Raw genomic sequence first — 25,609 nt, 5'->3', positions numbered from 1 at the left:
CCAATACTGCTTTATGCAGCTTAAACCGTTGGCACTGCCGATACTGTATAACCCAAACACGGCGAGACTAAATATGTTCAGTGACTTGCAAATTATTTACGAACGCGACCCCGCAGCGCGCAACTGGCTGGAAGTATTATTTTGCTATCCCGGACTGCAAGCAATTTTTTTGCACCGGATAGCAAACTGGCTTTATTCCGTTGGCCTGCCGTTTGTACCGCGCTTGATTTCCCAACTGAGTCGGTTTTTAACAGGTATTGAGATCCACCCAGGTGCGACAATTGGTAGGGGTGTGTTTATCGACCACGGCATGGGGGTGGTAATTGGCGAAACTGCGATCGTTGGAGATTATGCTGTAATTTATCAAGGAGCGACCATTGGCGGCACGGGTAAAGAAATAGGAAAACGGCATCCAACGCTGGGAGAAAATGTCGTGGTAGGAGCCGGTGCTAAAGTTTTAGGCAATATTCAAATTGGCAATAATGTTCGGATTGGTGCGGGTTCGGTAGTGCTACGGGATGTCCCTAGCGATTGCACAGTTGTGGGAATTCCCGGCCGCATTATCTGTCGGAAAAAGCAGGTGGAAGATGCTCTCAATTCTCAAGGAATACCGGATTTGGAAGCTCAAGCAATTCGAGCTTTGTTCGATCGAATTAAGGATTTAGAAGACCAGGTTAATTTTTTAAAAGCTCAACTCTCTCCGCTCACCACAACTGAATCAGAGCAACCCGAGGTCGAAAAACATAAATTATTCCTGTCTTCTGATTTATTCATTACACAGTTTTTAGACGGTGCAGGAATCTAGTAAATCTTTAATTTACAGAGATTTTTGCCAGCCACACTATCCTGCTGTCATTGGACAAACTAACTTTTATTCTTTCAGTAACTGGTTATGACTATTGCTTCTCTTTCCACTAAAACTTTTGATGAAACGAGCCGCCATATATTTCCTCGCCGCTCGCACTTGCCCAACAGAAGCAATGCTCTGTGGCGAATTGAAACTGGAGTAGTGCGAACTGTAACGTGGCTTGAAGATGGCACAATTATCACCTTGGGATTGTGGGGACCTGGTGATACGATCGGCAAACCGATATCAAAATGCGATCCTTTTCAAATTGAATGCCTCACTAAAGTCGAGGCAATTTTACTATCAGGCGATCGCTGGCTAAATAGAGATATTTTGCTCCGTCACATTCAGCAGGCTGAAGATTTTATGGTAATGCGAGGTTACAAAAGAGTTGATTTTATGCTCTATCAACTATTAACTTGGCTGGCTAAGAGGTTTGGTTCTGAGGTAGAGCAAGGACATCTGATCGATATGATTTTAACGCATCAGGACATTGCAGAAATTATCGGTACAAGTCGCGTAACTGTCACTCGCACCCTCGGTCATTTTGAGCAGCAAGGCTTGATCGATCGTCTGCCACTCCACCGGATTATTCTGCAACCTTCGGAGGTGTGGCACTACGAAATATAAATGGATATTAACTGTTAATAGTTTACGGCCGCTGATGTAGGCGGTAGGAATGCGATGCCAAAGAAATTATGGGTGGACAAGGCGATATGGGAGCCAATACATAGTTATATAGACAACAGATAATTTGTATTAAATTTAGGTTAATTAAATTAACTCATCGACTCGTCAATAAGTTCAAAAGCAAGGGCGCCGATCGCACTTGCTTTTTTCTTGCTATTGATTTCTTTCTTCTCACTGCCGTGAGTATGAACTCATATGTTGCACCATTCTCAATTAGCCTTTTATGAACAGGCTTTCCGGCCTGTTCCACAAGAAAATTTATCTTTTGTGGAACAGGCCGGAAAGCCTGTTGCTGACAATGGTGCAATATCTCAGTATGAATCAACTTAACGATGACACAGCATATATCCGCCTACCTACTTAGCAGTTACTTTAAGGGGGCGGTATTGCCTCTAATATACTCGCTCCCTGCAACATTTGAGACTTTCGGGATCTACCCGCTTCTGGGTATTCCCAAGACGGTGCAAAGGGCGGAACCAAGAAGGGGCAAGCTTTCCACCCACCCTGTACCCCCACGCCGAGCATCAGGCAGTTTCCGCCCCTGTGCCCGTGCTGCTCGTAATACCGACAGTGCCGACAGCTTAAACCTACATTTACGTTGCTCACGGGATTTCTCCAACCGTTTTTGTAATAAAAATATACTAACACCTGTACACCTACCGGAATTGTGTACTATGATATAATGTACAATTTAAACTCGATCGCCAGTGGGGAATGTGGAACTATCTTCTAGAGTACAATATGCCCTGTTAGCGCTCTTGGAACTGGCGAGCCACTACCCGAAGGATTCGCCCCTAACAGTAAACGAAATTACTGCTTCTCAAGAGATACCCGAACGCTATCTAGACCAAATTCTTGCTGTGCTGCGGCGTGCAAGTATTGTCCAGAGTTTGCGGGGTGCTAAAGGCGGTTATTTGCTGGCGAAAGAGCCTTGGCAGATTACTTTGCTAGAGGTGTTTTCGACACTCGAAGGATCCGGCAGCTGCCCGACCCAAAAAGTTTCGGAATCTGTAACAATTGAAAAAACTGCGGTGCTAGAAATTTGGCAGGAAGCTCAACAGGCATCTTGGGCTGTTTTGGGGAAATACACATTACAAGATTTGTGCGAACAGCGGGATGTTCGCAAACAAGCACATCCCATGTACTACATTTAAAGGGAGAGAAATTAAGCCATGAGAATTGCTAAGGATGTTACAGGAATAATTGGCAGAACTCCTTTAGTTCAGCTCAATAAAATTCCCCCAGCCGAAGGAGTAGTTGCTAAAATAGTGGCCAAATTGGAAGGGATGAATCCGGCTGCTTCGGTAAAAGATCGGATTGCAGCAAGCATGATTCAGGCGGCAGAAGATGCGGGGTTAATTAAACCTGGGAAAACAATTTTAGTTGAACCGACTTCAGGCAATACTGGAATTGCTTTGGCAATGATCGCGGCGGCGAAAGGGTACAGTCTGATTTTAACGATGCCCGATACGATGAGTACGGAACGCCGATCGATGCTGAAAGCTTACGGAGCTCAGTTGGAATTGACGCCCGGACATGAAGGGATGTTAAGCGCGATCGCCCGTGCGGAAGAAATTGTAGAAGAAACCCCCGACGCTTTCATGCTGCAACAGTTTCGCAACCCCGCTAATCCAAAAATTCACCGGGAAACAACGGCCGAGGAAATTTGGGAAGATACAGAAGGTAAAGTAGATTTTTTAGTTGCTGGAGTTGGCACCGGTGGTACTATTACGGGAGTTGCTGAAGTAATTAAACCGCGAAAGTCTAGTTTTAGGGTAATTGCAGTTGAACCAGCCAGCAGCCCCGTGCTTTCTGGAGGCAAATCTGGTGCTCACAAAATTCAAGGGATTGGTGCAGGATTCATCCCGGAAGTGTTGAAACCAGAGTTAATTGATGAAACAATCGCAGTTAGCGACGCAGATGCGATCGCCTACAGTCGCCGACTTGCCAGAGAAGAAGGATTGTTGTCAGGAATCTCAGCAGGCGCGGCTTTGTGTGCCGCAATTCAAGTCGGCAAGCGTCCCGAAAATGCTGGAAAATTGATAGTTTTTGTGCAGCCTTCTTATGGCGAACGCTACCTCAGTACAGCGCTGTTTAAAGATTTAGAATTGCCGACCGTCAGTGAACTCGAAGAATTAGTCAGCAAGTATTAAATTGTAGTAGGGGCGAGCGTCATTACTGCGACATTGCTATCAGCTTAACCCGAAAGACCGCCAGGGAATTAATTCCCTGGCTCAAAGCGAAAGTCCTCGCTATGAGGACTAATGAGTTAATAGTCCTCTTCAGAGAACTTCAGCTTTGAGGCAGGGGTTTAAACCCCTACCGGACTGCACCGAAAGCGCATATTTGTTGACAGCAATACTCCTGACCGAAAGCATCCAGGATACAAGCCCCCGAATTTATCCGTAGGGTCAATGCTTCAATCTAAAATCTAAAATCTAAAATCTAAAATCGATTGACCTTACCCTACTTTTCAGACTTGATACAACTTCCAACTAGCCATTGCCAACATTCCGTAAATCACAAACTTTAGCGGGCGTTGAGGCATAATTTGGCAGAATTTAGCACCTACTAAAACTCCGGGCACTGAACCCAACCAAATCGGCAAAACTAAACTCCAGTCTACCGTTCCGAGGCTGAGGTGTCCCAGAGATGTAAACATCAACAAAATTGCCGCCTGCGAAATATCTGTACCCACCAATTTAGAAGTATCCAGGCGGAAAAAAGCAATCAGCAATAGTGCAAACATCGAACCGGAAGACACGCTAGTGATTCCCACTATGCAGCCTAAAATTGCTGCCGCACTCACAGTACAAATACGGCCATAATTAGTATTTAAGTCCCATTTAGGGGGCGAAGGCAATTTAAAACTAGGGAAAAATGTTTTGACCACTAATTGGGTCAGGGATAAAGCGACAATTAGTGCGATCGCTACTCCGAGACAGCGCAGCAATATGCTGTCTAAGTCCTGACTTCCGCTGGATTTGATGCAGTGTAAAATCCACACGCCAGTCAGCGAACCGGGCACGCTGCCCAAAGCCAGCCACTTAACTATTTGCAAGTCGAGGGTCTTTTGCTGCCAGTGTTTGAAGCCACCAACAACTTTCATCAGTGTGGCTGCTACGACATCCGAACTAATAGCAATTGATGCCGGAATCTGGAAAACAAAAATTAACATTGGGGTGATGAGCGACGCTCCGCCAACTCCGGTCAAACCAACGATAATGCCAACAAAAAAGCTGAGAAATGATAGTAATAAGTAGTTCACGTTTATGCCCAAAAACTGTGTATTTAACCGCTGCCAACCAACCAACCAACCAACAAATAGATAGATAGATAACTGGCGCGACTCCTGCAACACAGCTACACAGGCAAAGTATTACTCGCATTTCAATATTTTTAACCCAAAATTTTGCTCTTCAACGCTTGAAACTTACCGCGTGTTCAGCTACAAAGTTTAGGGTAAAAGTAAGTAAATGCAAATAAACAAAACTACATTAATTGTAGTGTAAAAGCTCCCTGATTTTATTATATCTACCTGTGTAACTGATTGAAAACCCTGGATCTATTTATGGGGTTTATATTCGGCTTTTTACCTTGAAGTGACGAGCGTCAAAGGTAAAACAGAGCTGATGTTAACCGAGTCCTTGCCGGAAAAGAAATCGGGAGTATCGAGAATATTAAAATGAATCAATGCCACAATGACAAGAGTGAAGGCTGTTGAGGAAACTAAACCCGTCAATAACTCTTTTTTGAGGTTCTTTTCCTTGGGTTTGTCTGTAAAAACATCTAAAGTTCCTAGCTGCATCAACAGAATTCCCGCAATATTGGAAAGCCAGTAGCCGACAATTGTGCAAGGAAACAGTAAATCTGGGGAAAGCCAGCTACAGATATACCCAAAGGCGTAGGCAATTGGCAGATTGAAAAATATGTCGTTCCACCAACACAGCGGTGATAGCAAATATCCAATTGCCAGAAGCAACCCGCCTCTGATCTTTTTAAACCAGACTTCGTTAAAGCCCTTAGCTTGTGGCAACTGTTGGCTTAGTTGTCCTGCAATCTGGTACTCTTCAATCACTTTTTTAGCGTTTTCCACGTTAATAGCTCATTACTCGATCGACTTACCGTAGTTTAACAGCCCAAATCAATTATGTCTAGTAAGTCAATCAAGTTACCGTATTTTGTGGAGTCGGCTAAATCTACTTTGTTTCCGGTACAAAAATATCTATCCGAGAGAGGTTGTTGAGAATGCTGGCTGGTGATAATTTAGGCGCCGATCGACAAATTGAAAGTTTCCGGCAAATGCTTGACAGTTTGCCAAAGATATGCAGTGTCGATGCCCCAGTAAAATTGCAGGTAAACGAGCAAAAGCCCGATCGCGACTGTCACGCCCAGCAATTTAGGGACTATTTTCGCGACAGTCTCCAGCACTACGAATGCTGCCCAGATAGCAGCACCTAAGATGAGAATGGAAGCGATCGTGGCAACTGTATCGCTGTTCATGGTTAACTCCTGTTGGCAATCAATCGGGTATTACAAAACTACTTGGGCTCAGTGCAACTGCCAAAATCGAATAAATTACTCCAATCCCCAATAAGCCCACAGCAAAACTGAAAAATAAAACCATGGCGTCTGGGGGATTGTAGGTATCGTGGTCAATTTGGTGGCGAACGGTGAAGTAATGCTTAGTTGAGATTAAGACTGTCGCCCAACCTATTAGAGAGAAAATTAAACCCAACTTCCACCCCATCGCCTGACGGTAATGTACGGGCATTTGCACGACGCGAAGTCGGATGATGACGACGCCAAACCCCATGAGTGCGATCGCGGCCCGCATCCATGCTAAGAAGGTGCGCTCATTTGCCGATCGATCGATCGCCCGCGACAGATTTTGCTGCTTTGGTTTCTCATCATCTACTTGCATCGGTTTGAACGATAATTGCACGCGATCGAACTCTTTAATATTCATATTAAACCGCCACCATTATTCAGGTGCCATCAAACCAAATGAGCTAGAAGGAACGGTGAACATATAATAAATTACCCCAGCCCCTAGGATTGCGATCGCGAGGCTAAAAAGAATTACCCAGCGATCGGTAGGTTCATAAGTATCGTAATCGATATCGTGACGGACGCCAAAGTAGTGCTTAGTTGAGAATAACACCGTCAGCAAACCCACTGCTGAAAAAAGCAAACCCAACTTCCAGCCATTGCCGGGAGTTGGGAGTAGAGGGGGATGAAAGGTGCGAAGGCGCACGATAACTACGCCAAAACCCATCAGCGATATTGCTGTCCGCATCCATGCTAAATAAGTGCGCTCGTTTGCCAAGTGATCCCGCACCCGCGACGGATTTGGTCGCTTAATCTTTTCTGTATTTACTTTTGTGGATTTCCAATTTAATAGCATAGATCAACCTTTTAATTTTAACGGGAAATGAGAAGGTAAACCGATATATTTTCGCTGAGACGATTATCCGCCGGGGAGCGATACCCGGCGGGATTTTGCGTTGCAACGGGCTTTAAAAAGCCGATCGCATTACAACTTCACTAAAACTAATCATTTTCCTCAGTTGGTGCGTTGGGAACTTGCGTATCTATGTAAGCCTGAGTCACATCAGGAACAAACCAATTCGCATCCCCAGGCTGGAAAACCTTAGCAGTAGGAACGTTGAATTCTACAGCCCCCGTAGCGGGATTAGCTCTGGCTACAACTTGAGTGCCGTCAACTATCTTAACAGCTAGACCGCCAGTCAATTCTTCTGAAGGTTGATCGGTCGTTCTTAAATCGGTTGCTTTGACATCGCTGGGTAGATAAATTCCATCGCAATCCCATTTATGTTCAGTTGTTTGGCCGTCAGCTAGAAAATAAAGGGCATTCTCGTAAGAAGACTCCGCTGCTTTTTTGCGTTTCGGGCCGTAGACAGCCAGGGTTTTTCCTGTCTCGTTGCGGCACTGACCCCAAGGTTTTCCAGTTTCTAAAGTGTATTTTTGAAACTCCAATTGAGAGATTTTTTGCTGAAGTTGCTCAGGGGTATAATTCTGGGCGGTATCGGGTGCGTCTTTCGCTGCCTTGAGAGTGTTCAGAGCTTGAGTCACCTCTATGTAGTCGGGATTGCTCGCATATTTCGGCGTTTTTGGAGCGTCGGCCCAGGAGGGAGGAACGAATACTAAATTGGCGGCCATTACCAAGAGCACTAAAACAAATTTGAAGATTTTCACAATTTTTCTCCTTTTCTCGATTGTCAGGTTTTTTCCAACTTTCTGTTTGCTTGCTATTTTAGGACTTAGGCAAAAACAATATCTCTTTAACTGGTTTGCCTGAGAAACCAAATTTTGCAGAAGCAAAAAATCTGTTTTTTTAGGATTATACCTATTGTCTAAGTCGCTCTGCGTGGGGTAGGGGCGAAGCTATCGGGCGAGCTTTTAGGGATTCACACTCAAGTTTTTAGCTCGGTTTGATTCACCACTACTGGAGTCATTGAGACAAGAGGTATATTGTTGCCTAAGTCTGGCAATTAGCTAGCTCAAAAGATGGTTTCAAGTTTCGTGACTACTTGAGGCTAAATTAGTTTGAAGCTGCTTTTAGCTTGGTCACTCACTTCATTATTAACTTAGCATATTGGTTGATAACTTTCAAGCAATTTATCGTCATTTTTAAGCAAAAAATTGTTAAGAAAAAAGTGATGAGTTAGGACTTATGACCTATTGCAAATTATCTACCTAGAGAGGGATGAAAGTAGCGAAACATTGGCCGATCATTAGTTAGATTAAAATGGCGGGAGCAGCCGATAACTACCACTTTCAATCAGGATGAATATTCCCAAACCAATCAAGACAAAAGGGACAACAGCCTTGGTATAGCGAGTCAAAATATGGGCGATCGCCCTTTGGCGAGTTAACCGGTAAGCGGCATAAGACCAAACACCTACCATCACCGAGAAAACCGCCAAAATCACTACCAAGCTCGGCAAGTCGCTGCTAGCAAACAGCGGCAAATAGATACCGATGTTGTCTCCCCCGTTAGCCACTGTTACCGCAGCCACATTCAAAGTTTGGGGGTTGAAAAGATTCGCTAATTTTGACACAGCAGATGAGTTAGATTGACGGTTAAATTCGCCCGATACTGCTTGTACGTCATTTTCCTCATTTTCTCTCTTGACTAAGTGACTGATGCCGATCGCGATCGGAACCAAACCCAGCAAACCAATCCAAGCTTTCGGAACAATTAACCCACCAAAAAAACCGGGCAAACTAGCAGCGATGAGTGCCGCAAATCCGAGGTACTTACCGACAAAGATATGCCGGGGGCGGAAAGTATCATTTACCTGGGCGAAGAACAGCATCGAAAGCACCATATCGTCGATATTGGTTGCGGCAAAAGATGTAATCCCGGTAATAATCGCTGCTGCAATCCAATTCATGTGGTGTCTCTGCAATTTTTCTAAACTTCAGTTTCGCTGGCGTTACCTCTGCTCATAGTTATCAAACAGAAAGCGCAACCAACTAAAGATATTATACTTAAAGTTGGGCTGGCCAGAGTGCCGCTTTTAACCAGAATCGCCATTCCCAATCCGATTAAAACAAAAGGCACAAGCTGATTGCCGTAGCGAGTCAAAGTATCCGCGATCGCCCGCATCTGAATTAACCGATAAGCAGCGTAGCACCAAACGCCCACCATGCTGAAGAATACGGCGAGAATCACCGCCAAACTTTCTAAAGTATTGCTAGCAAAAAGCGGCACATATATCCCGATATTGTCGCCCCCATTTGCCACCGTCACCGCTGCTACGCTGTAAGTTTGAGGAGACAAAAAACTGCTAAAAAAAGATTTCTCAGATTGCTCTAATTCTGCCTCAGCTTCCGAATCATCAGTATCTGGATTCAGCAAGCGGCTAAGCCCGATCGCAATTGGCAGCAAACCCAGCATTCCGATCCAATCTGGCGGAAAGATTAAGCGGCCAAAAAAGCCGGGAAGGCTAGCCAAAACCAGTGCAGTAAAGCCCAGAAACTGACCGAAGACGATATGCCTGCGCCGAAATACTGCATTCACCTGCGAGAAAAACAGCAGCAGAATCAGAATATCGTCAAGGTTTGTAGCCGTAAAAGCCGTCATACCCGTAGAAATTGCTGTTAGTAATTCATTCATTTCTGTGTCTCCTCAGATTTTTTATTTCGTTCTACTCGCTGGGATCGTATCTTAGGAACGGGCATCTTGCCCGTTCCACACAAATTAAATTTTATTGTGGCTAGTTGCTCCTAGCCTGCCCTTGAAAGGCCGATCGACAATGCTGCAATATCTCAGTCAAAACCAGTTGCTAAAAACTCTTCGTCCTGGCTGCGAACTGGTAACTGCTAATCAAAAACCATCACTGTCAAAGGGGACTGTTTTCAATCGAACACCACCGTAAATTGCATTTTCTTCGTCAAATTTGGCATGAATTGCGTCAATACCATGCTCCATCGAACGCACAAGTCCAGGAGAGCGCCGCCGCTGCAACACAAACCACCCGCAAGTAGCAACCAAATACATCAAGAACAAGTAAGGAAACGCATCGTAAGGAGCTTCGGGAACAGGGAACATAGTGCTGCCTGGAATGCCCACACTGCCCGCAATCGGAATCATCATAAATGCGATCGCCACAGCCGAAAACGCTACATCTCGCACGCGCAATTTACCAATTTTGTGCAGGTAAACCGGAGCTGCGATCGAAATCAAGATGTATACAGTTAAAAATCCGTAGCTGCAAATTGCCCCCAAATAACCCATACAATCGAACAGTTTGATGTTAAACATAGACATCACAGCAGGCACCAAAAATGTCATAAATGTACACATCGTTACTGCAACGTGGGGAGTTTTATTAGATGAATGCGCTACACCTAGTGAAGAGTGAAACAAACCGTGGCGCGCCATCATAAAAAACACTCTGGCGGCTGGATTGATGCTGCCGAGCACGCAAGCAAAAAAGCTAAATAAAGCGCCGAAAGCCACTAACTCTCCCAGCCAACCCATGCCCACTTGTTGCGCCAGAAAAGTCAGAGGTTCTTCACTATTAGTAATAGAAACTCCAGTACCGCTAAAACCCAAAACCTCAATATAGGTCATCAAAATGAAGAATAAGCCTGCCATGACAGCACTGCCCATGACAGCCCTGGGGATATTTTTTAAGGGTTTTTTCGCTTCGTCGCCCAGAGATGTAGCGCTTTCAAAACCAGAGAAACCAAACATTACTAATACAAGTCCCGTCGCTATATTGCCGGGAGTTACGCCTTCCAAAGTTAATTGCGACATATCCAGGGCAAAACCTTTGTGCGCCCAGATGATCATTCCCAAGATAAAAATCGCCGCCACTGATGCCCCCTCCAGCCACAGCATCGCCATAGCTGAGAGTTGGATATCTTTATAACCTGCATACCAAGCAACGCCGGCCCCGATCGCTAACAGCGTAATCGGCGAGGGATGGATGCCTAAATGACCGATGAAAGTACCCGTAAAGTTGGCAAAACCACACAAAACGGCCATCGCAGTAAATAGATAAGCGAGTACCAAACTCCAGCCGCAAATTACGCCGGCCGTCGGGCCAAGTCCTTTAACAATATAAGAATAAAGAGAACCGGCAGAAGCCGATCGACTCGCAAATTGGTTGATATTGATGCTGACAAACACTAGGCCGATCAAGCCGATGAGAAAGCTCAGCCAAGCCCCGTTACCCGAAAGAGCGACGATTAAACCTATATTAGATGCGGGTATAGTTGTAGGTGCTATGACGGCAAAGGATTGAGCTAAAACCTCCCCGAAGGATAGGCAGTCCGGCTTTAAGCCGTGTGCACTCTGATTTTTTGGCGTTTTCTTGGTCATTTATCTTCTCTCTTTTTGTCGATCGACTTTTGGCGATCGGCTTAAACTTGTCGGTGCTGCTTCAGCATCGGGCCCTGCGTTAGAAGCTTAAGTATCACCTTAAGGCTCTTGACAGGTAGAATCAAATGGTATTTTTTATCGAATTAATAAATACAAGTGATGCAGTGCCACGGCCCAAGAACTGTTGGAAGACGAGACCTATCTGTCGCCACCAGCCCAAACCCTTGATGTTAAAAGGAAAATTAAATAGCGGCTGGCGACCGTGCTTTTCTGGGAATTCCAGCCTGTACCAGAGACTCGAAAAGTTCAGGTCAAAGTTTAGTCGCCAGAGATTTTTATCTCAAAAAATAACTGTATTTACTAAAAGGGTACTCAGCATGGCCGGAATGACACTTGACCAACTGCGAGTTTTTCTAGCTGTCGCGGAACACCTGCACTTCAGCCGCGCAGCGGAGGAACTTTACATTACCCAACCCGCTGTCAGCGCGACAATCCAAAGCTTAGAGGCGCAATACGGAGTAAAACTATTTCACCGCATCGGCCGCCGCATCGAAATCACAGATGCTGGGAAGTTGCTGCAAGTTGAAACTCAGAAAATTCTCGACCAAGTTGCTTTGACTGAGAGAGGTTTGCGGGAGTTGAACGACTTGCAGCGAGGCGAATTAAACTTGGGTTGCAGTCTGACCATTGGCAATTATTGGTTGCCTGATAAACTTAGCAAGTTCAAACAAAAATATCCTGGTATTTGCGTGAATTGTACTCTGGCCAATGCCGAAGAAATTTGTGCGGGGACGGCGACGGGAACATTTGATTTGGGTTTAGTGACGGGAGACATCAAAGCTTCGCTTAAGAGCACTCTGGAGGAAGAAGTTGTAGGCAGCGAACGCTTGCTGATTGTAGTTGGCAAATCTCACCCTTGGTTTGAACGTGCAGAGGTTAGTTTAACGGAAATTGTGAAAACGGATTGGGTGATGCGAGAAGCTGGTTCTGGAGTTCAGCAAATGTTGGAAAAAGCTTTGCAAAGTTGGGGCATTAATCCCCAGGAATTGAATGTAACTTTAGTTTTGAACAGTAGTGAAATGGTAAAAGCAGTGGTGGAAAGCGGCACAGGTGCAGCGGCTATTCCTGAATTGATGGTAAAAAAAGAATTGCAGCTATCTACACTGCGAGCAATAAAAATTTCAGCTATCGAACCGAGTTCAAATGTATCTTTTGAAATAATTAAACCTGTTTTGAAACTGAAACACCGACAGCGCTTTCAAACGGGAATTGCTAAAGCCTTTGAACAGATATTAACTTAAGGTGCTGGTAATATCATGTCTGATCGATCGCCCATAATACATAAGCCGGGGCGGGTTTGTGAGATTGTCCGTTAGGGGCAAATATTATTGGTGAACCCGCCCCTACAAGAATCAGGGTAATCGACCGGACATGATATAATTGGTAATTCAGGACATACGCACGAATACTCAAGAAACCGGGTTTTTTACCGACATAAAAAGCTAAATTCCCTGTATTTTTGTACTGGACTTGTGCACCGATGGTCAATCGATTTTAGATTTTAGATTTTAGATTAAAGAATTGAAGCATTGACTTGCGCGAGATAAATACGTTCGGCAAGTTTCATCGGATACAGGTTTTTTATTTCTGGACGGATGAATCACGTGGCGGGTATCCTGGATGCTTTCGGTCAGAAACCGGGTTTTTTTCCGAAAATCCTTCGTTGTAGGTCACAGATTAGGTAAAAAACCCGGTTTCTTTGGGCTGATGCGTCCAGGGCTGTTATCTCTCAACCAATTTCCTCAAGTCCAATAAATTTTTACCCCCATCACCAACAATCAGCGGCAATTTCCCATCCCATTTTTCTATAGCCTGCCTTTCCAAAAGTTCGGGAGTCAAATTGTCCCGCAGCAACCTTTGCACTTCGGCTTCTCCCTTGGCTAAATTCACCTTAGCCTCAGCCTGTTTTACTGCCTTCAGCGCTAAAAACTCCCCTCTTTTTGCCTCCTGTTCGGCAATTTGTTTCGCCTCCACCGCCTCGCTAAACCGCTCAGAAAAGTGAACGTGTACTAAAGAAATATCGTCAACGGCAATGTGATATGTAACCAGCCTCAAGGTCAAACAATCATCAACGGCGGCTTTAACTTCTCCCCGTTTAGTAATAATTTCTTCAGCCGTGTATTTGGCCATAACTGCTTTTAATACTTCTTCAACTGCCGGATCGATAATGCGAGCTACGACTTCTTTTTCGTCACCTATTTGTTGAAAAATAGCATTTGCTTCTTCTGGGATAATGTGCCAGTTGAGCGCTACATCCGTGAAAACATCTTGCAAATCTTTTGAGGAAGCTTCAGCGGAACTTTCCTGTTTTTGTACCCTGACGCTCAACTTTTTTACAGTATAAACTGTGGGGACTATTACGTGAATTCCTTCTCCTAGTACCTGTTCTTGCACTTTACCAAACTGCATCAGCACGCCCCGTTCTCCGGCGTTGACTATGATAAAAAATTTGGACAAAATAGCTAGACATACTATTACTACAGCTAGTTGAACAGCTAGGTAAAACTCTTTATTTTTTTTATTGCTGGATTTGAGTGAGTCAACGTTACTGCTGGATTCTAAAACCATATTCCACCCCGGTCGCACTTAATTCTCTGCTCAAGATTGACTTAATAGATATTCTATTTTCCTGCCATCAACAACTGTTCAAAATCCGCTGCAGCCAAAGGATGGCCAAACAAATATCCTTGCATTATATCGCACTTATAGCGCCAGAGAAAATCTTTTTCGGCTTCTGTTTCAACTCCTTCGGCAATTACCTCAAGACAGAGACTGTGTGCCATTTCAATAATAGCTTTCACAATCGCTGCATTTGTGCAACCATCGGTGATATTGCTGATAAAACAGCGGTCTATTTTTAAAGTATCGAAGGGGTATTGCGTTAGATAGCTTAAAGAAGAATATCCAGTTCCGAAATCGTCAAGAGATATACAAACTCCCAAATTTTTCAAATGTTGCAAAGTCGCGATCGCACTTTCGGCATCTTCTACCATCAAACTTTCTGTCAGCTCTAATTCCAAACTGCTCGCTTCCAAACCAGTTTCTGCTAAAATTTGGGCAACTCTGCAGCTGAGATCCGGTTGGTGAAATTGGCGCGGCGACAGATTCACCGCTACCCGCAGCCCCGAAAAACCAGCATTTTGCCAAACTTGCATTTGCTTGCAAGCTGTCTGCAAAACCCATTCGCCTAACTGTATAATGAAGCCTGTTTCTTCGGCATGGGGAATAAATTCTGCGGGCGAAATCAGCCCTTTTTCTGGATGCAGCCAGCGCACTAAAGCTTCTGCGCTCATAATCTTACCTGTCTGGACATTGACCTGCGGCTGATAGTAAACTTGGAATTCTTCTCGTTCCAATGCGTCGCGCAAACTTGTTTTTATCTGCTCTAATTTGTCGGTGGCCTCTTGGTTCAATTCGCTGCTTGGCGATCGCAAAGTATTGTATTGTTCGGCGAGAGCTTCTTGTTTTTTCAAGCGGCTCGATATCGCACCCACAAGTTCAGCTTTACTAAAAGGTTTAGTCAGGTAATCATCTGCTCCCAATTCCATACCTTGCCGCATTTCAGAGCGATCGGCTTTACCCGTGAGAAAAACAAAAGGTACTGTAGCAGTAACAGGATTAGCTCGCAAGGCCATCAGCACCCCATACCCGTCAAGTTCTGGCATCATCACGTCGCAAATAATCACGTCGGGAACATTTGACACCGCCGCATATAAACCTTGTGCTCCATTTTCTGCACCCGTCACGTCGAAACCTTCAGCTTTGAGGAGTTTGAGAATATTCTCCCGAATTACTTGCTGGTCCTCAATCACTAGAATCTTTTTCATACGTCATTCCCTGAAAGCGGTATAATTGATAGGCGTTACTGAACGCGATAAGCGTCCCAATAACTGAGAACGCACAGCTCGATGGGCCCAAAAGCCGAATATTTTCCGACACAAATAGCAAACGCCTGAAAAACGCTAATTTTTCAAGCACAACTAGATTAATGTTTCTCTGCTTACTCAGTGCCGTCCGTATTATTACGAGGTTAATTAATAATCTCTCAACTAATTCTAGGCGATCGACAGTTAGCAGCGCCTTAAATAACTGCTAAACTAATTGTGCCGCCTGAACGATTGTCTGCAAACAATCTCAGCCTATTTATACCAGTTGCCAAAAACCATGCAACTGCAAGCAAGTTCCAAACCCTTGCAGAGTCAGTCTTTCCCCCTTCTTCAATGTAAAATCTCAACTTTTAAATCTCAAATGGTATTACCTACTGGATTCCCTGAACCCGCACAGATTGGGGTGATAGAAGTTAAGCAATATCCTCAGTACCGCGCTGTCACCTACACCCACGCGGGCGATTTGCGACAAGCGACAGGAATCGCCTTCAATCCCTTATTTCAACACATCAGCAACAACCAAATTGCGATGACAACACCAGTAGAAGCGCGCTACACGGAAACTTCCGGGCAAATCGATGCAGTTCCCCAAGCTGAAGTTTCGTTCCTCTATCCCGCACCAAATATCGCCCCCAGTAGCGTTAACTCCGCTGTAGAAATCACGGATACTTCGCCGATGACGGTTGTCAGCATTGGCGTGGGCGGGGCCTACACTTGGGAAAGCTACGAAAATAACCTCCAGAAACTTAAAGATTGGCTTCAAGAACATCCCGAATATGAAATAGTCGGGCCGCCGCGCCGCTTTTTTTACAATTCCCCGATGACGCCGGAAGCAACTAAAATCAGCGAGGTACAAATTCCCATCAAGTCCCGCTGACGTGAACAACTAATTCGCGAATGTGACCCCGCTGGCGGTGTTCCCACAGGTAAATTCCCTGCCAAGTTCCTAACAGTAACCTGCCGCGATCGATCGGGATTTGTTCAGAAGTATGAGTCAGCGCAGTGCGAATATGGGCCGGCATATCGTCTGGGCCTTCGGCATCGTGAATGTAGCGATCGTCCTCCGGTACCAGTTTAGCCAAAAAGTTAGCCAAATCCTTAAGTACATCCGGGTCAGCATTTTCTTGAATCACCAAACTAGCAGAAGTGTGGCGCAAAAATAAGCTACAAAGTCCCGTTTTAATACCTGAATTCGCCACCGCATCTTCTATCTTAGGAGTGATTTTGCACAGAGATTTCCCTGTAGTTTGAATCTTGAGTATCTGTTGATAGTGAGTCATAGGATTTGGGATGTGGGATTTGAGATTTGGGATTTTCCAAGAAACTCTTGCAAAAATATTCTCCTATTGTTACATCTTACTTCTTCCTTTTTTATTATGTAGGTTGGGGTTGAGGAACGAAACCCAACACTCATTAATTGGATGTTGGGTTTCGTTCCACGGGCCCAACCTACCACTACCACTACTACCACTACTACTGGTATATTAGACCTCTCCAATAATTATTGTGGAACAGGCATCCTGCCTGTTCAAAACTTACTATTCGGTCGAGGTCTAATAAAAATAGTCTACAACAGCTTGGGCGATCGCCTCCGTACCATTTTTATCCAATTTATCCGACAAACGGGGCGGATGCAGCGGTTGTCGCAAAAACTCCCAATCCCCCTCAAAAAACTCCGTCGCCGTCACAATTTGATGTTCCGCATAATTTTGAAGCCATTCCAGCAACACCGCAGCTTCTGCAAAACCTTCTCTCATTATAGAAACAACAGGTATTTCCAAGCGCAAAGCTTCCGCAAAAGTGCTGTATCCCGGTTTAGAAACTAAGCGCCCGCAGACAGGCATAATATCAACCGGACGGGGTAAAATCGGGAGAGATTTTGCAAACTCCTGATTTTTGACTTTAATCAAATTCGGCAAATCGGGTGCTCCCGCATCAAAAGTAATAAATTGCCAGTCGCTAAATTGCTGTAAATTTTGATAAGGAATTTCCTCTAAACCCAATCCGCCGAAAGTCAACAATACAGTTTTTTCCAGCGGTGTTTCGATGCCGAATACTTCCCGAATTTTTTCGTTACTATAGCGAGGATTGCCACCAGTCAAGCCCACATCTTGAATATTTGGAAAAGCTGTCATCGGTTCGTGCAAAGGAAGACGAAAAAGCCGATCGCACATTCCGAAACATTCACCAATCCAATCTGCCATTTCTACAAATTCCCCGCCCCAATCTCGATAGATAAAATCCCACCCAAAATTGCTCATCATCCAGCAGGGAACCCCAGCCGCTGCCGCCATTCGCGTTGCCAAAGGAGGAATATCTGCCAGCACCAAACCCACCCGATTTTGCTTGATAAAATTAACTTCGCTGGCAATTAGGGAATTTTGCTTTTTCCGAATTTCCCGCAATTTTTCCAGCGTCGCGTCTTTATCCATATTCAAACTGTCAGCTTGCACGACTCCGACATCAAAAGCGCGGGGACGGTGGATAAAGTCGCCCGTAATATAAGATTCTAGCAGCCAGCGAGGTGCTGTTGTTGTGATAATTAGTAAGATATCTGGATTTAATTCTTGAATTTTTGCAGCTACCGAGGAGACTCGGACAGCGTGGCCGAATCCGTGATTTGTGATGGCAATATATAATGTTGGTCGAGACATTGATAATAGGGAATTGGGAATTGGGAATTGGGAATTGGGAATTGCGAATTGGAGGTAGAGACTGGAAGCCAACAAGGCAAAGCTTCAACCGACGTACAACCAACAATGACACAATTAATAACTAATGACTATCGAATATGCAAGAACTCATCAATCGGACGCGCCCTCAGACCAAACAGGCAATTGATTAATCTTGTCCAGGGTTATATCTACATACTTTTTACCGTCCGCTGCTAGATTTTCCCCAAAATATCCCTCATCGCCGTCATGCTTGTGAGGGCCGCTCAAAGCTGCTGCATAGCGGCCTTGCAAACGAGCTTGGTTGAAAGGAGAAGTCGCGTACCAGTACCAGCGACTCGGAAAAACTATGCCGCCAATATCCTCAATTGAATCGCGAGTGCCGTGAAAGTGGAAAATGCGATCGGCCTCTGCAAAACCATTTTCTCCCGAAAACACGCCCCCAACCGAAACAACCGTAATTTCTGCCTTCAGCCATTCTTTAAGATAGCGAGTAGCACCCAAAGCAACTTGTGCACCGCCGCTAGTGCCAATTAAAATAACTTTCAAAGGTTTTTGAGGATTAACTGAAATGGGAGATTGAGCATTCATGCGATCGATAATTGCCTTAGCCATTCCCTGATTGTATGCAAATCCGTAGCGATAATCTAGAGAAATTGCAAACCTCCAGAGATTGCGAATTTTGATGAATATATCCCCCGCAATCGGCCCGCTTTTTGCCTGTTCTGCAAACCGCCAAAAAGGAGCTAGCCACCGCTCTCCTCCTAAACTTTTGTTAGACGCTGAATAAGGAAAAACATCGCCCACTGCTACACACTGCGGGTGACTTTTAACTAAACGCTTGAGAAAAAACTCTTCACCAGGGGTTAATTCATCCCCTGAAAAATCGCCAACTCCCGGTAAAAAGATGATATAACAATTGAGCTGCCAAGACTTGCGGGCTTCTAAATTGCCCTTGTTTGAGGGCAGTATCTCCCGTGGATTTTTCTTGATACCAAACGTTTCGGCACTTTGATTCAGCCACCATATAACAGTTCCCACCGGCGAAAGAATGCCCCAAATTATCAGGATTACACCTGCTATGAGCAACAAATTTAAACTTCCCCCGCGCAGCCATGCAAGTATCCGTAAAATCAATCTTAGCATTTAATAAAATCTGGTAGAATGCCAATTAATTACCTAATTACCTACAAATAGTTCGGTGATTCTGCTGTATTAGAGCTTATTTTGTAAAAGTTGTCAACTATCTTGAGGAGCAGGAGTTCAACGTGAAGGGAGAAGATTCAATTGCAGGCTTGGGGGCAACGCTTTGGAACGCACTTTCATTGAACGGCAATTTTTACGAAAAAACTCCCTACACTCGCAGAACTAAGCGGATAGCTTTAACAATTGTAATTTTAGCTGCGCTGTCCCGCGTGTTGGGCAGTGCTGTCATTTTGTTAATCAATCGAACTGAGCTATCAGTGTTATTTTTAGCACTTTGGATAGATGGTTTGGCAGTCGCGGGGGGTTATTATTTTTGGACTTTCACTATCTTTAAAATCGGAGAGTGGCTGAAGCAGGGGCACGTAACTTATGGGGAGTTGTTGGTTCCGATCGGCTTTGCCTACGCCCCCCAAGTGCTGAATTTTTTAACGCTAATTCCCTTGCTGGGAGAAGGAATAGAGCGCATATTAGCTGTCTGGAGTTTGCTAGCTGTAATTGTGGCGGTTCGCCAAGGTTTGGATATTCAAACTCGCTGGGCGGTGTTAATTTGTTTTGTGGGTTGGCCGTTGATTCAAATTGCGATCGGCTTTGTGAAAGTAATTGAACAGTTGCTTTCACGATGGCTTTAATTCATCAATACGGCAGCAGTATAGTAAACTCGCTGCCCTCTCCAGGTTCCGACTTGCAAATTAACTTTCCTCCATGTTGTTCTACCACAATTTGATAACTGATAGACAATCCCAAACCCGTCCCCTTACCTACCTCTTTAGTAGTAAAAAACGGGTCGAATATTTTACCCCGCACCTCCGAATTTATACCTACACCATTATCAACAATGCGAATCGCTACTTGATGGCCTTCCGCGACTTCAGTCCAAATCTGAATTGTCGGAGTCTTTTTCGAGTCAACTTCACTCCCTCTTTGCCGATACAAAGCATCAATCGCATTAGTCAATACATTCATAAATACCTGATTAATTTCTCCCGGATAGCAGTTCACTAAAGGCAAATTGTCGTACTCCTTAATCACTTGAATATCAATTAATTTGTGATCCAAAATCATCAACGTGCTGTCGATACCTTCGTGGATATTAACCCATTTTCTATCTGATTCATCTAGTCGAGCAAAGTTTCGCAGCGACAGCACAATATCGCGAACCCTCGCAGCACCAACTCTCATGGAATCAATCATTTTAGTGAAATCATTCATCAAGAAATCTAAATCTATTTCCTCACTTTTATTTACTATTTCGGAATCGTAGTTGGGGTATTTATTTTGGTATAAACGTATTAAATCTAGTAAGTTTTGAGCGTATTCATTGGTGTAATGTAAATTTCCATAAATAAAGTTAATGGGGTTATTAATTTCGTGAGCAATTCCCCCTACCACTTCTCCTAAACTGGACATTTTTTCACTTTGGATTAGCTGCAATTGAGTGTGGCGGAGTTCTTCCAGTGCAGTTTGCAATTTCTCAGTTCTTTGCGCTACTCGCGTTTCCAGAATAGTATAAAAACGGGCATTTTCTAGAGAAATAGCTGCTTGTGCAGACAATATTCCCAAAATTTCTAGCCTGTCGCTAGTAAAAGCACCCTTTGTTAAATTATTTTCTAAATAAAAAATACCCGTAAGGTTGCCTTGATGGATAATTGGCAATACCAGGATAGATAGGGGTTGATTGCTCGCAATATACGGGTCAAATTGAAATTGATCTGTTCTAGTAGCATCATCTAAAACCAAGTATTTTTGAGTTATTTCTACATAGTTAATCAAGGAAATTGGGAGAAGATCGGATTCGGCAATCGGCAGAGATTGCAACAGAGTTACATCATTAAACTCACCTGTAAGTCCAGCTTCTATGAAGAATTGATTACCTGTCTTGGCAAGAAATAATACTTTTTGAGCGCCTGCGTTTTCCTTCACAAGCTGTACGAGTTTCTCTAGCAAGCGGCTGAGGATAATTTCGCTCGAAACAGCTTGAGATGCTTTGATAACAGTTGGTAAATCCAGCATCAAGCTATTGTCAACAGTAGTGGTAGCAGTCATGATATCAACATTTTTAGATATTGCTCCTTGATTGCGATCAACTAAATAATGATAACGGGATTCTAAGTATTTAACTTTTGCTATAGCTCCCCAGCGGATGTAGGCATAATAAGCTTTTGTCAGATAAGATCGAGCAATTATCTCTTTATCCAAAGATTGATAAAACTCTCCAGCTAATTCATAGGCTAATGCTTCTTCTTGGATGTAACCGTTAGCAGCCGCTCCTTTAATAGCGAAGTCATAATAATCCATTGCTGCAAGTTTATCGCTAAAAATTCTAGCTTTCTCAGCTTCAACTAAGTCGTACTTGTGCTGATAATTCATGGGTGCATGGTAGGCCCACTTTTTCATGATTTGCTGATTAGAGTTAACAATAGCTAAGTCTGCTTCTTGATTGTCACTGTCAGGATAGTGAGCGAGGATGGCCAGCGAATAGTAGAAATTGTGTACCCCAACAGTGATTAAGCCGATCGCCCCATCTGCATATTCTGCCGCTAATTTACCGCTGGCAACAGCCGGAGCATAATCTTTAAATAAATAAAGCAGCATCAATTTAGCAACATAAGCTGCAAACAGCGACATTCGATTATTTTCTTTTTGCCAACGCGACATCACAGCAGGTTCATCCAACCTGCAGCTAACTAATCGTACTTGCTCTGCTGTTTGGCTTCTTAAGCTTGAAGCAATTACTTGCCAAATTTTAGCATAACCTATGGCAAATTCGTGTTTATTTCTTAGCAAAAATTCCATATAAACCGTTTGTTTATCTTTGACATATTCTAGCGGTTCTCCTACCACAAATAAATTGGTGATATAGTGCATAGAATTATAAACTGCCCATTCTAAATCCCCAGTCTCGACACCAATTTTCATTCCTTCTAGAAAGGAAGTCAGTGTATTTTTAGTAGACTCTTTCCAGATTCTGATATGAGCATTAAACATTACATAAACCTTAGCTTTCTGTTGGCGAGCATTAAATTGTTCTAGCAGCTTTAAAGCGATTAGTCCAGCGTAGTAGCCAGCTTCGATGTCGCCTTCGATACCGCACAGCATCATTCCATAAAGAGTATAGGGAAAAGTAGCTAATGCTGAATGACCGCGATCAATACAAAGATTGACCATAGTCAAGACGAGGGAGGACACAATTTCTGGTTTGGCAATATAAGCAGGAGGATAGAGGGCTGTCAGGATTTCCATAGCTGCCAGTTGATAAGGATCTGTCATAACTGGCAGGTTTTCTAATTCCTCAAGTCGCGGCAATTTTTGCACTGCAATGGTTTGGTTATCTAATAGGTTTACTCCCAGCATTTCCAGCACTTCTAGACCTGTTTCAACAGCTTTTATCATCTGGCTTTGAGCCTGATAAAATAGGATTTTTAGCTGATACACTTTCACTATGTCAAGCTGGTTTTTAGCCGATCGCAAAATCACTTCTGCCAAAACTTCTGCTTGCTCAAAGTTGGTGTTTAAATATTCCGCTTCCAGCGTCTCTACATACAACCGCAGCGTCATACTATAGTGGCGATCCCAGCTATCAGATGCTAATAACGACATTCCCGCATTCAAATACTTAACAGCGGGTTCATAAGCGTTAGCTGCTTTTGCCTTATGTCCAGCCATTAAATTTAATCGTGCTAATTCATCTTTTTCTGATTGCCGGGTGAGACAATCAATTCCTACATTCAACTGGTTGATAATATCAAAAATTCTCTCTTCTACTTTATCGGCGGGCGTATTTTCAAATAGCAATTTACCGATGCTAAGATGAGTGGCTTTCTTTTCATCATCAGGAATCAGCGAATATGCCGCTTGCTGGACGCGATCGTGCAAAAATTTATAGCTGACTCGCGAAGAATCGAAAGTTAAATTAACTCCGGCTTCTCCATCTAAAAATAAAGGAATGAGGTAACTCTCATTCAATGGAAGTATTAACCCCGCTTGCAAAGCATCCCAGAGTTCAGTCGCAGTGACTGACGGAGATTTTGCGTTGACAGTAGAGAGAACATCTAGAGTGAAACTGTCCCCAACACAAGCGGCTAATTTCAAAATTTCTTGTGTAGTCTCTGGCAGTTGTTGAATGCGACTGGCTACCAGTTCAACTACACTCTTATCTGTGATGCCAATAGCCTGAATCTCCTCAATGTTCCACTGCCACTCCCCTCTTCTTCCGGGAGACAGCAGCCTGGTAAAGTCAAATATCAAAAGTTTTTCTTGATAAAGAGTGTTGAGCAATTGCGTCAAGAAAAAAGGATTTCCACCAGTCTTATTCCAAAGTAACTCCGCTAAAGGTTGAATTCTTTCTGAGTCATTCAATGTCTCAGAAATCAACTCAGTCACCTGGGCTAAAGAAAGAGGTTCCAGCACTAAATTGTTGAGAATAATCCCCGTTTCTTGAAGGTACTCCACTGTTTGCATTAAAGGATGTGTAGAGCTAACTTCATGGTCTCGATAGGCTCCAATTAATAGTAAATATTTGCTATCGGGGTCAGTTGCCAGCAATTCCATTAATTTCAACGTCGCTGAATCTGACCACTGCAAGTCATCGATAAATATGACTAATGGATGCTCTTTTTGCGCGAATACGTGGATAAATTCTTTGAATAGCCTGTTAAAGCGGTTTGGTGCTTCAGTTGGGGCAAGTTCGGGAACGGCAGGCTGTTTGCCAATTACCAATTCTAGTTCGGGAATCACGTCAATAATTACTTGTCCGGCATCGCCTAGTGCGGCTAAAAGTTTATGTTGCCAATCTTGTATTTTTTTGCTATTTTCCGCAAGTAATTGCTGGATCAATGATTGAAAAGCTTGAATTAAAGATGCGTAAGGTATATTCCGCTTGAATTGGTCAAATTTACCTGAAATAAAATAGCCCCGCTGTCTGGTGATGGGTTTTTGAATTTCGCTAACTACGGCCGATTTGCCTATACCTGCATAACCCGACACTAAGATAAGTTCAATTTGGGAAGCGGAAGAAGTTTCCTCACAAGGATTAGCTACACGTTCAAATGCTGCCAATAGTTCGCTGACTTGTGTTTCCCGCCCGTACAATTTTTGAGGAATCAACAACTGACTCAATATATCTAAGTTTCCGGGATTAAAATCGACTATCTTGCCTGTAGTTTCTAACTGATATAAACAAATTTCTAAATCGGCTAACAAGCCGCCTGCTGTTTGATATCTATTTTCGGCATTTTTAGCCATCAATTTCATCACAATTTGTGAAATTGCTGGTGGAATGTCTGAATTAATTTGATGCGGTAAAATTGCTTGAGAAGCTATGTGACTGTAAACTATTTCTAAAGGGTCGTTGCTCATAAATGGCAATTGACCTGTCAGCATTTCATATAAAGTGATTCCGAGAGAATAAAAGTCGGTGCGGTAGTCGAGGGTGCGGTTCATTCTCCCGGTTTGTTCGGGAGACATATAAGCAAAAGTACCGACGAGCGAGTTAGTATTATTAATTTGGGGATTTTCTTTGGACAATAGTGAAGCAATGCCGAAATCTGTCAGTTTAATAATTCCTGTGTGGCTGTTGAGGATGATATTGCTAGGCTTAATATCTTTGTGAATAATTTTTTGAAGGTGGAGATATTCTAATGTTTTTATGAGTTGGATGCCAAACCTCAAACAGGTTATGACTTCGAGCTTTTGTCTGGACATGAGTCGATCGAGAGATTCGCCCTCAAAGTCTTCTAAAAGCAAGCCGAGACGGTTGTCAAAGGTTTCTAGGCTAAGGACTTTAACTAGGCCCGGATGGTCTAAATGTTGGCGAATGCGATACTCGTGCTTGATCCGGGTAATTGCATCGAGGGTGGGATATTCAGCGTTCAGGATTTTGAGTACAGTTGTATCTTGGTGGGTGGGGATTTTTCCTCGATAAATAATCGTTTCGATACCTTCGTGGAGAGTGGAGTGGATTTGGTATTGGGAGAGAAATTGCATGGAGTTCTGCTGAGAGTTGAAAATATATCTGATTCGAGTCGCTGTTCGCTGTTGACTGTTGGCTGTTGGCTGACGGCACGACCACCCTCAACCGTCAAAAGTCTTGACATGGCAACTGTTATATGCTTAATTCAACCATGTACTTAGGCCAACAAAAATCAAGCTTTATGTACTGGGACAAGAATCTATTTATAGATAAAATGATAGTATTCATGGAATCAAGCCATTTTGCTACTATTATTCTCAATTAATATCCGATCGACAGCGGACGGCAACCACACCCCTACTATTCGGGTCTCCCCACTGTCCCTACCCCCTTAGCAAGATACATTGTTAAAGAAGGAAATACACAAAAATTTACATCTATAATTTGTGTAGTGTTCCAAATCGCTCCTCACCAGCAGCG

Annotated in this window: 25 protein-coding genes; 8 read left to right on the top strand and 17 right to left on the bottom strand. The window is 43.7% G+C overall.

The features are described from left to right. The first annotated feature begins 73 nt into the window (after positions 1-73). The 3 genes from cysE (at position 74) to QUB24_RS04855 (ending at position 1,867) form a co-directional block, all read left to right on the top strand. Positions 74-805 carry a serine O-acetyltransferase gene (cysE, locus tag QUB24_RS04865; RefSeq protein ID WP_445300383.1) on the top strand — a complete coding sequence of 244 codons (732 nt, stop codon included), beginning with the start codon at positions 74-76 and terminating at the stop codon, positions 803-805. Positions 806-892: 87 nt separating this feature from the next. Then, a complete protein-coding gene (locus QUB24_RS04860) occupies positions 893-1,477 on the top strand; it encodes a Crp/Fnr family transcriptional regulator (protein WP_333151200.1) in 585 nt (194 codons plus the stop codon). 255 nt (positions 1,478-1,732) lie between these two features. Further along, positions 1,733-1,867: a hypothetical protein gene (locus QUB24_RS04855; RefSeq protein WP_333151198.1), complete on the top strand. Its 135-nt coding sequence runs from the start codon at positions 1,733-1,735 to the stop codon at positions 1,865-1,867. A 42-nt stretch (positions 1,868-1,909) separates the two neighbouring features. Here QUB24_RS04855 and QUB24_RS04850 read toward each other — a convergent pair whose 3' ends face one another. Further along, on the bottom strand, positions 1,910-2,143 hold the full coding sequence (locus QUB24_RS04850; RefSeq protein WP_333102718.1) for a hypothetical protein: 234 nt from the start codon (positions 2,141-2,143) through the stop codon (positions 1,910-1,912). Positions 2,144-2,253: 110 nt separating this feature from the next. Between QUB24_RS04850 and QUB24_RS04845 the strand changes: the two genes are divergently transcribed. Both QUB24_RS04845 and cysK read left to right on the top strand, forming a co-directional pair. Then, complete coding sequence (locus tag QUB24_RS04845; protein WP_333151196.1) at positions 2,254-2,691, top strand: Rrf2 family transcriptional regulator; 438 nt, start codon at positions 2,254-2,256, stop codon at positions 2,689-2,691. Positions 2,692-2,709: 18 nt separating this feature from the next. Beyond that, positions 2,710-3,690 carry a cysteine synthase A gene (gene cysK, locus QUB24_RS04840; RefSeq protein ID WP_333151194.1) on the top strand — a complete coding sequence of 327 codons (981 nt, stop codon included), beginning with the start codon at positions 2,710-2,712 and terminating at the stop codon, positions 3,688-3,690. 320 nt (positions 3,691-4,010) lie between these two features. Here the strand turns inward: cysK and QUB24_RS04835 are convergent, their stop codons facing one another. The 9 genes from QUB24_RS04835 to QUB24_RS04795 all read right to left on the bottom strand — a co-directional run bounded on the left by QUB24_RS04835 (position 4,011) and on the right by QUB24_RS04795 (position 11,396). Then, on the bottom strand, positions 4,011-4,805 hold the full coding sequence (locus QUB24_RS04835) for a sulfite exporter TauE/SafE family protein (RefSeq protein WP_333151192.1): 795 nt from the start codon (positions 4,803-4,805) through the stop codon (positions 4,011-4,013). Between the two features lie 324 nt (positions 4,806-5,129). Then, positions 5,130-5,633 (bottom strand): hypothetical protein, encoded by a 504-nt coding sequence (locus QUB24_RS04830; protein ID WP_333151190.1) that lies wholly within the window; start codon positions 5,631-5,633, stop codon positions 5,130-5,132. A gap of 170 nt (positions 5,634-5,803) precedes the next feature. Next, positions 5,804-6,040 carry a hypothetical protein gene (locus QUB24_RS04825; RefSeq protein WP_333151188.1) on the bottom strand — a complete coding sequence of 79 codons (237 nt, stop codon included), beginning with the start codon at positions 6,038-6,040 and terminating at the stop codon, positions 5,804-5,806. A gap of 19 nt (positions 6,041-6,059) precedes the next feature. Continuing rightward, positions 6,060-6,506: a DUF202 domain-containing protein gene (locus tag QUB24_RS04820; protein ID WP_333151186.1), complete on the bottom strand. Its 447-nt coding sequence runs from the start codon at positions 6,504-6,506 to the stop codon at positions 6,060-6,062. 15 nt (positions 6,507-6,521) lie between these two features. Next, positions 6,522-6,944, bottom strand: a complete 423-nt coding sequence (locus tag QUB24_RS04815; RefSeq protein ID WP_333068952.1) for a DUF202 domain-containing protein — start codon at positions 6,942-6,944, stop codon at positions 6,522-6,524. Between the two features lie 146 nt (positions 6,945-7,090). After that, positions 7,091-7,756 (bottom strand): hypothetical protein, encoded by a 666-nt coding sequence (locus QUB24_RS04810; RefSeq protein ID WP_333151183.1) that lies wholly within the window; start codon positions 7,754-7,756, stop codon positions 7,091-7,093. A 548-nt stretch (positions 7,757-8,304) separates the two neighbouring features. Next, positions 8,305-8,958, bottom strand: a complete 654-nt coding sequence (locus QUB24_RS04805; RefSeq protein WP_333151181.1) for a cadmium resistance transporter — start codon at positions 8,956-8,958, stop codon at positions 8,305-8,307. A 20-nt stretch (positions 8,959-8,978) separates the two neighbouring features. Further along, positions 8,979-9,683 (bottom strand): cadmium resistance transporter, encoded by a 705-nt coding sequence (locus QUB24_RS04800; protein ID WP_333151179.1) that lies wholly within the window; start codon positions 9,681-9,683, stop codon positions 8,979-8,981. A 210-nt stretch (positions 9,684-9,893) separates the two neighbouring features. After that, the gene (locus QUB24_RS04795; RefSeq protein ID WP_333151177.1) at positions 9,894-11,396 is read right to left on the bottom strand and encodes an APC family permease; all 1,503 of its coding nucleotides are present in this window, start codon (positions 11,394-11,396) and stop codon (positions 9,894-9,896) included. A 377-nt stretch (positions 11,397-11,773) separates the two neighbouring features. Between QUB24_RS04795 and QUB24_RS04790 the strand changes: the two genes are divergently transcribed. Beyond that, positions 11,774-12,697: a LysR family transcriptional regulator gene (locus QUB24_RS04790; RefSeq protein WP_333151175.1), complete on the top strand. Its 924-nt coding sequence runs from the start codon at positions 11,774-11,776 to the stop codon at positions 12,695-12,697. A 13-nt stretch (positions 12,698-12,710) separates the two neighbouring features. Here QUB24_RS04790 and QUB24_RS04785 read toward each other — a convergent pair whose 3' ends face one another. The 3 genes from QUB24_RS04785 to QUB24_RS04775 form a co-directional block, all read right to left on the bottom strand. Continuing rightward, positions 12,711-12,944, bottom strand: coding sequence for a hypothetical protein (locus tag QUB24_RS04785; protein WP_333151173.1), 234 nt, complete (start codon positions 12,942-12,944; stop codon positions 12,711-12,713). Between the two features lie 234 nt (positions 12,945-13,178). After that, positions 13,179-14,042 carry a prohibitin family protein gene (locus QUB24_RS04780; RefSeq protein WP_333151171.1) on the bottom strand — a complete coding sequence of 288 codons (864 nt, stop codon included), beginning with the start codon at positions 14,040-14,042 and terminating at the stop codon, positions 13,179-13,181. Positions 14,043-14,077: 35 nt separating this feature from the next. Next, positions 14,078-15,283: an EAL domain-containing response regulator gene (locus QUB24_RS04775; RefSeq protein WP_333151169.1), complete on the bottom strand. Its 1,206-nt coding sequence runs from the start codon at positions 15,281-15,283 to the stop codon at positions 14,078-14,080. Between the two features lie 421 nt (positions 15,284-15,704). Here QUB24_RS04775 and QUB24_RS04770 point away from each other — a divergent pair, with 421 nt between their 5' ends. Further along, a complete protein-coding gene (locus QUB24_RS04770; protein ID WP_333151167.1) occupies positions 15,705-16,220 on the top strand; it encodes a heme-binding protein in 516 nt (171 codons plus the stop codon). Here the strand turns inward: QUB24_RS04770 and QUB24_RS04765 are convergent. The 3 genes from QUB24_RS04765 to QUB24_RS04755 form a co-directional block, all read right to left on the bottom strand. Beyond that, positions 16,207-16,623, bottom strand: a complete 417-nt coding sequence (locus tag QUB24_RS04765; protein WP_333151165.1) for a secondary thiamine-phosphate synthase enzyme YjbQ — start codon at positions 16,621-16,623, stop codon at positions 16,207-16,209. The genes QUB24_RS04770 and QUB24_RS04765 overlap by 14 nt on opposite strands. Positions 16,624-16,896: 273 nt before the next feature. After that, entirely contained in the window at positions 16,897-17,997 is a 1,101-nt protein-coding gene (locus tag QUB24_RS04760) for a glycosyl transferase (protein ID WP_333151163.1), read from the bottom strand. 150 nt (positions 17,998-18,147) lie between these two features. Beyond that, positions 18,148-19,161: a hypothetical protein gene (locus tag QUB24_RS04755; RefSeq protein ID WP_333151159.1), complete on the bottom strand. Its 1,014-nt coding sequence runs from the start codon at positions 19,159-19,161 to the stop codon at positions 18,148-18,150. Positions 19,162-19,283: 122 nt separating this feature from the next. Here QUB24_RS04755 and QUB24_RS04750 point away from each other — a divergent pair, with 122 nt between their 5' ends. Next, positions 19,284-19,850: a hypothetical protein gene (locus QUB24_RS04750; protein ID WP_333037764.1), complete on the top strand. Its 567-nt coding sequence runs from the start codon at positions 19,284-19,286 to the stop codon at positions 19,848-19,850. A gap of 4 nt (positions 19,851-19,854) precedes the next feature. Here QUB24_RS04750 and QUB24_RS04745 read toward each other — a convergent pair whose 3' ends face one another. After that, on the bottom strand, positions 19,855-25,203 hold the full coding sequence (locus QUB24_RS04745; protein ID WP_333151155.1) for an AAA family ATPase: 5,349 nt from the start codon (positions 25,201-25,203) through the stop codon (positions 19,855-19,857). Positions 25,204-25,609: the final 406 nt, after the last annotated feature.

Origin of the sequence: Microcoleus sp. B9-D4 (genome assembly GCF_036705105.1) — a bacterium.
Lineage (GTDB): Bacteria > Cyanobacteriota > Cyanobacteriia > Cyanobacteriales > Microcoleaceae > Microcoleus.
Note: the sequence above shows the minus strand (reverse complement) of the source record. Positions and strands in the feature narration are given on the sequence as shown.

Bases quoted from the DNA above. Each gene is read 5' to 3' on its own strand.
- cysE (WP_445300383.1), top strand. From the start codon at position 74: ATGTTCAGTGACTTGCAAATTATTTACGAACGCGACCCCGCAGCGCGC.
- QUB24_RS04860 (WP_333151200.1), top strand. From the start codon at position 893: ATGACTATTGCTTCTCTTTCCACTAAAACTTTTGATGAAACGAGCCGC.
- QUB24_RS04855 (WP_333151198.1), top strand. From the start codon at position 1,733: ATGTTGCACCATTCTCAATTAGCCTTTTATGAACAGGCTTTCCGGCCT.
- cysK (WP_333151194.1), top strand. From the start codon at position 2,710: ATGAGAATTGCTAAGGATGTTACAGGAATAATTGGCAGAACTCCTTTA.
- QUB24_RS04825 (WP_333151188.1), bottom strand. From the start codon at position 6,040: ATGAACAGCGATACAGTTGCCACGATCGCTTCCATTCTCATCTTAGGT.
- QUB24_RS04820 (WP_333151186.1), bottom strand. From the start codon at position 6,506: ATGAATATTAAAGAGTTCGATCGCGTGCAATTATCGTTCAAACCGATG.
- QUB24_RS04815 (WP_333068952.1), bottom strand. From the start codon at position 6,944: ATGCTATTAAATTGGAAATCCACAAAAGTAAATACAGAAAAGATTAAG.
- QUB24_RS04805 (WP_333151181.1), bottom strand. From the start codon at position 8,958: ATGAATTGGATTGCAGCAGCGATTATTACCGGGATTACATCTTTTGCC.
- QUB24_RS04800 (WP_333151179.1), bottom strand. From the start codon at position 9,683: ATGAATGAATTACTAACAGCAATTTCTACGGGTATGACGGCTTTTACG.
- QUB24_RS04795 (WP_333151177.1), bottom strand. From the start codon at position 11,396: ATGACCAAGAAAACGCCAAAAAATCAGAGTGCACACGGCTTAAAGCCG.
- QUB24_RS04790 (WP_333151175.1), top strand. From the start codon at position 11,774: ATGGCCGGAATGACACTTGACCAACTGCGAGTTTTTCTAGCTGTCGCG.
- QUB24_RS04775 (WP_333151169.1), bottom strand. From the start codon at position 15,283: ATGAAAAAGATTCTAGTGATTGAGGACCAGCAAGTAATTCGGGAGAAT.
- QUB24_RS04770 (WP_333151167.1), top strand. From the start codon at position 15,705: ATGGTATTACCTACTGGATTCCCTGAACCCGCACAGATTGGGGTGATA.
- QUB24_RS04765 (WP_333151165.1), bottom strand. From the start codon at position 16,623: ATGACTCACTATCAACAGATACTCAAGATTCAAACTACAGGGAAATCT.
- QUB24_RS04760 (WP_333151163.1), bottom strand. From the start codon at position 17,997: ATGTCTCGACCAACATTATATATTGCCATCACAAATCACGGATTCGGC.
- QUB24_RS04755 (WP_333151159.1), bottom strand. From the start codon at position 19,161: ATGCTAAGATTGATTTTACGGATACTTGCATGGCTGCGCGGGGGAAGT.
- QUB24_RS04745 (WP_333151155.1), bottom strand. From the start codon at position 25,203: ATGCAATTTCTCTCCCAATACCAAATCCACTCCACTCTCCACGAAGGT.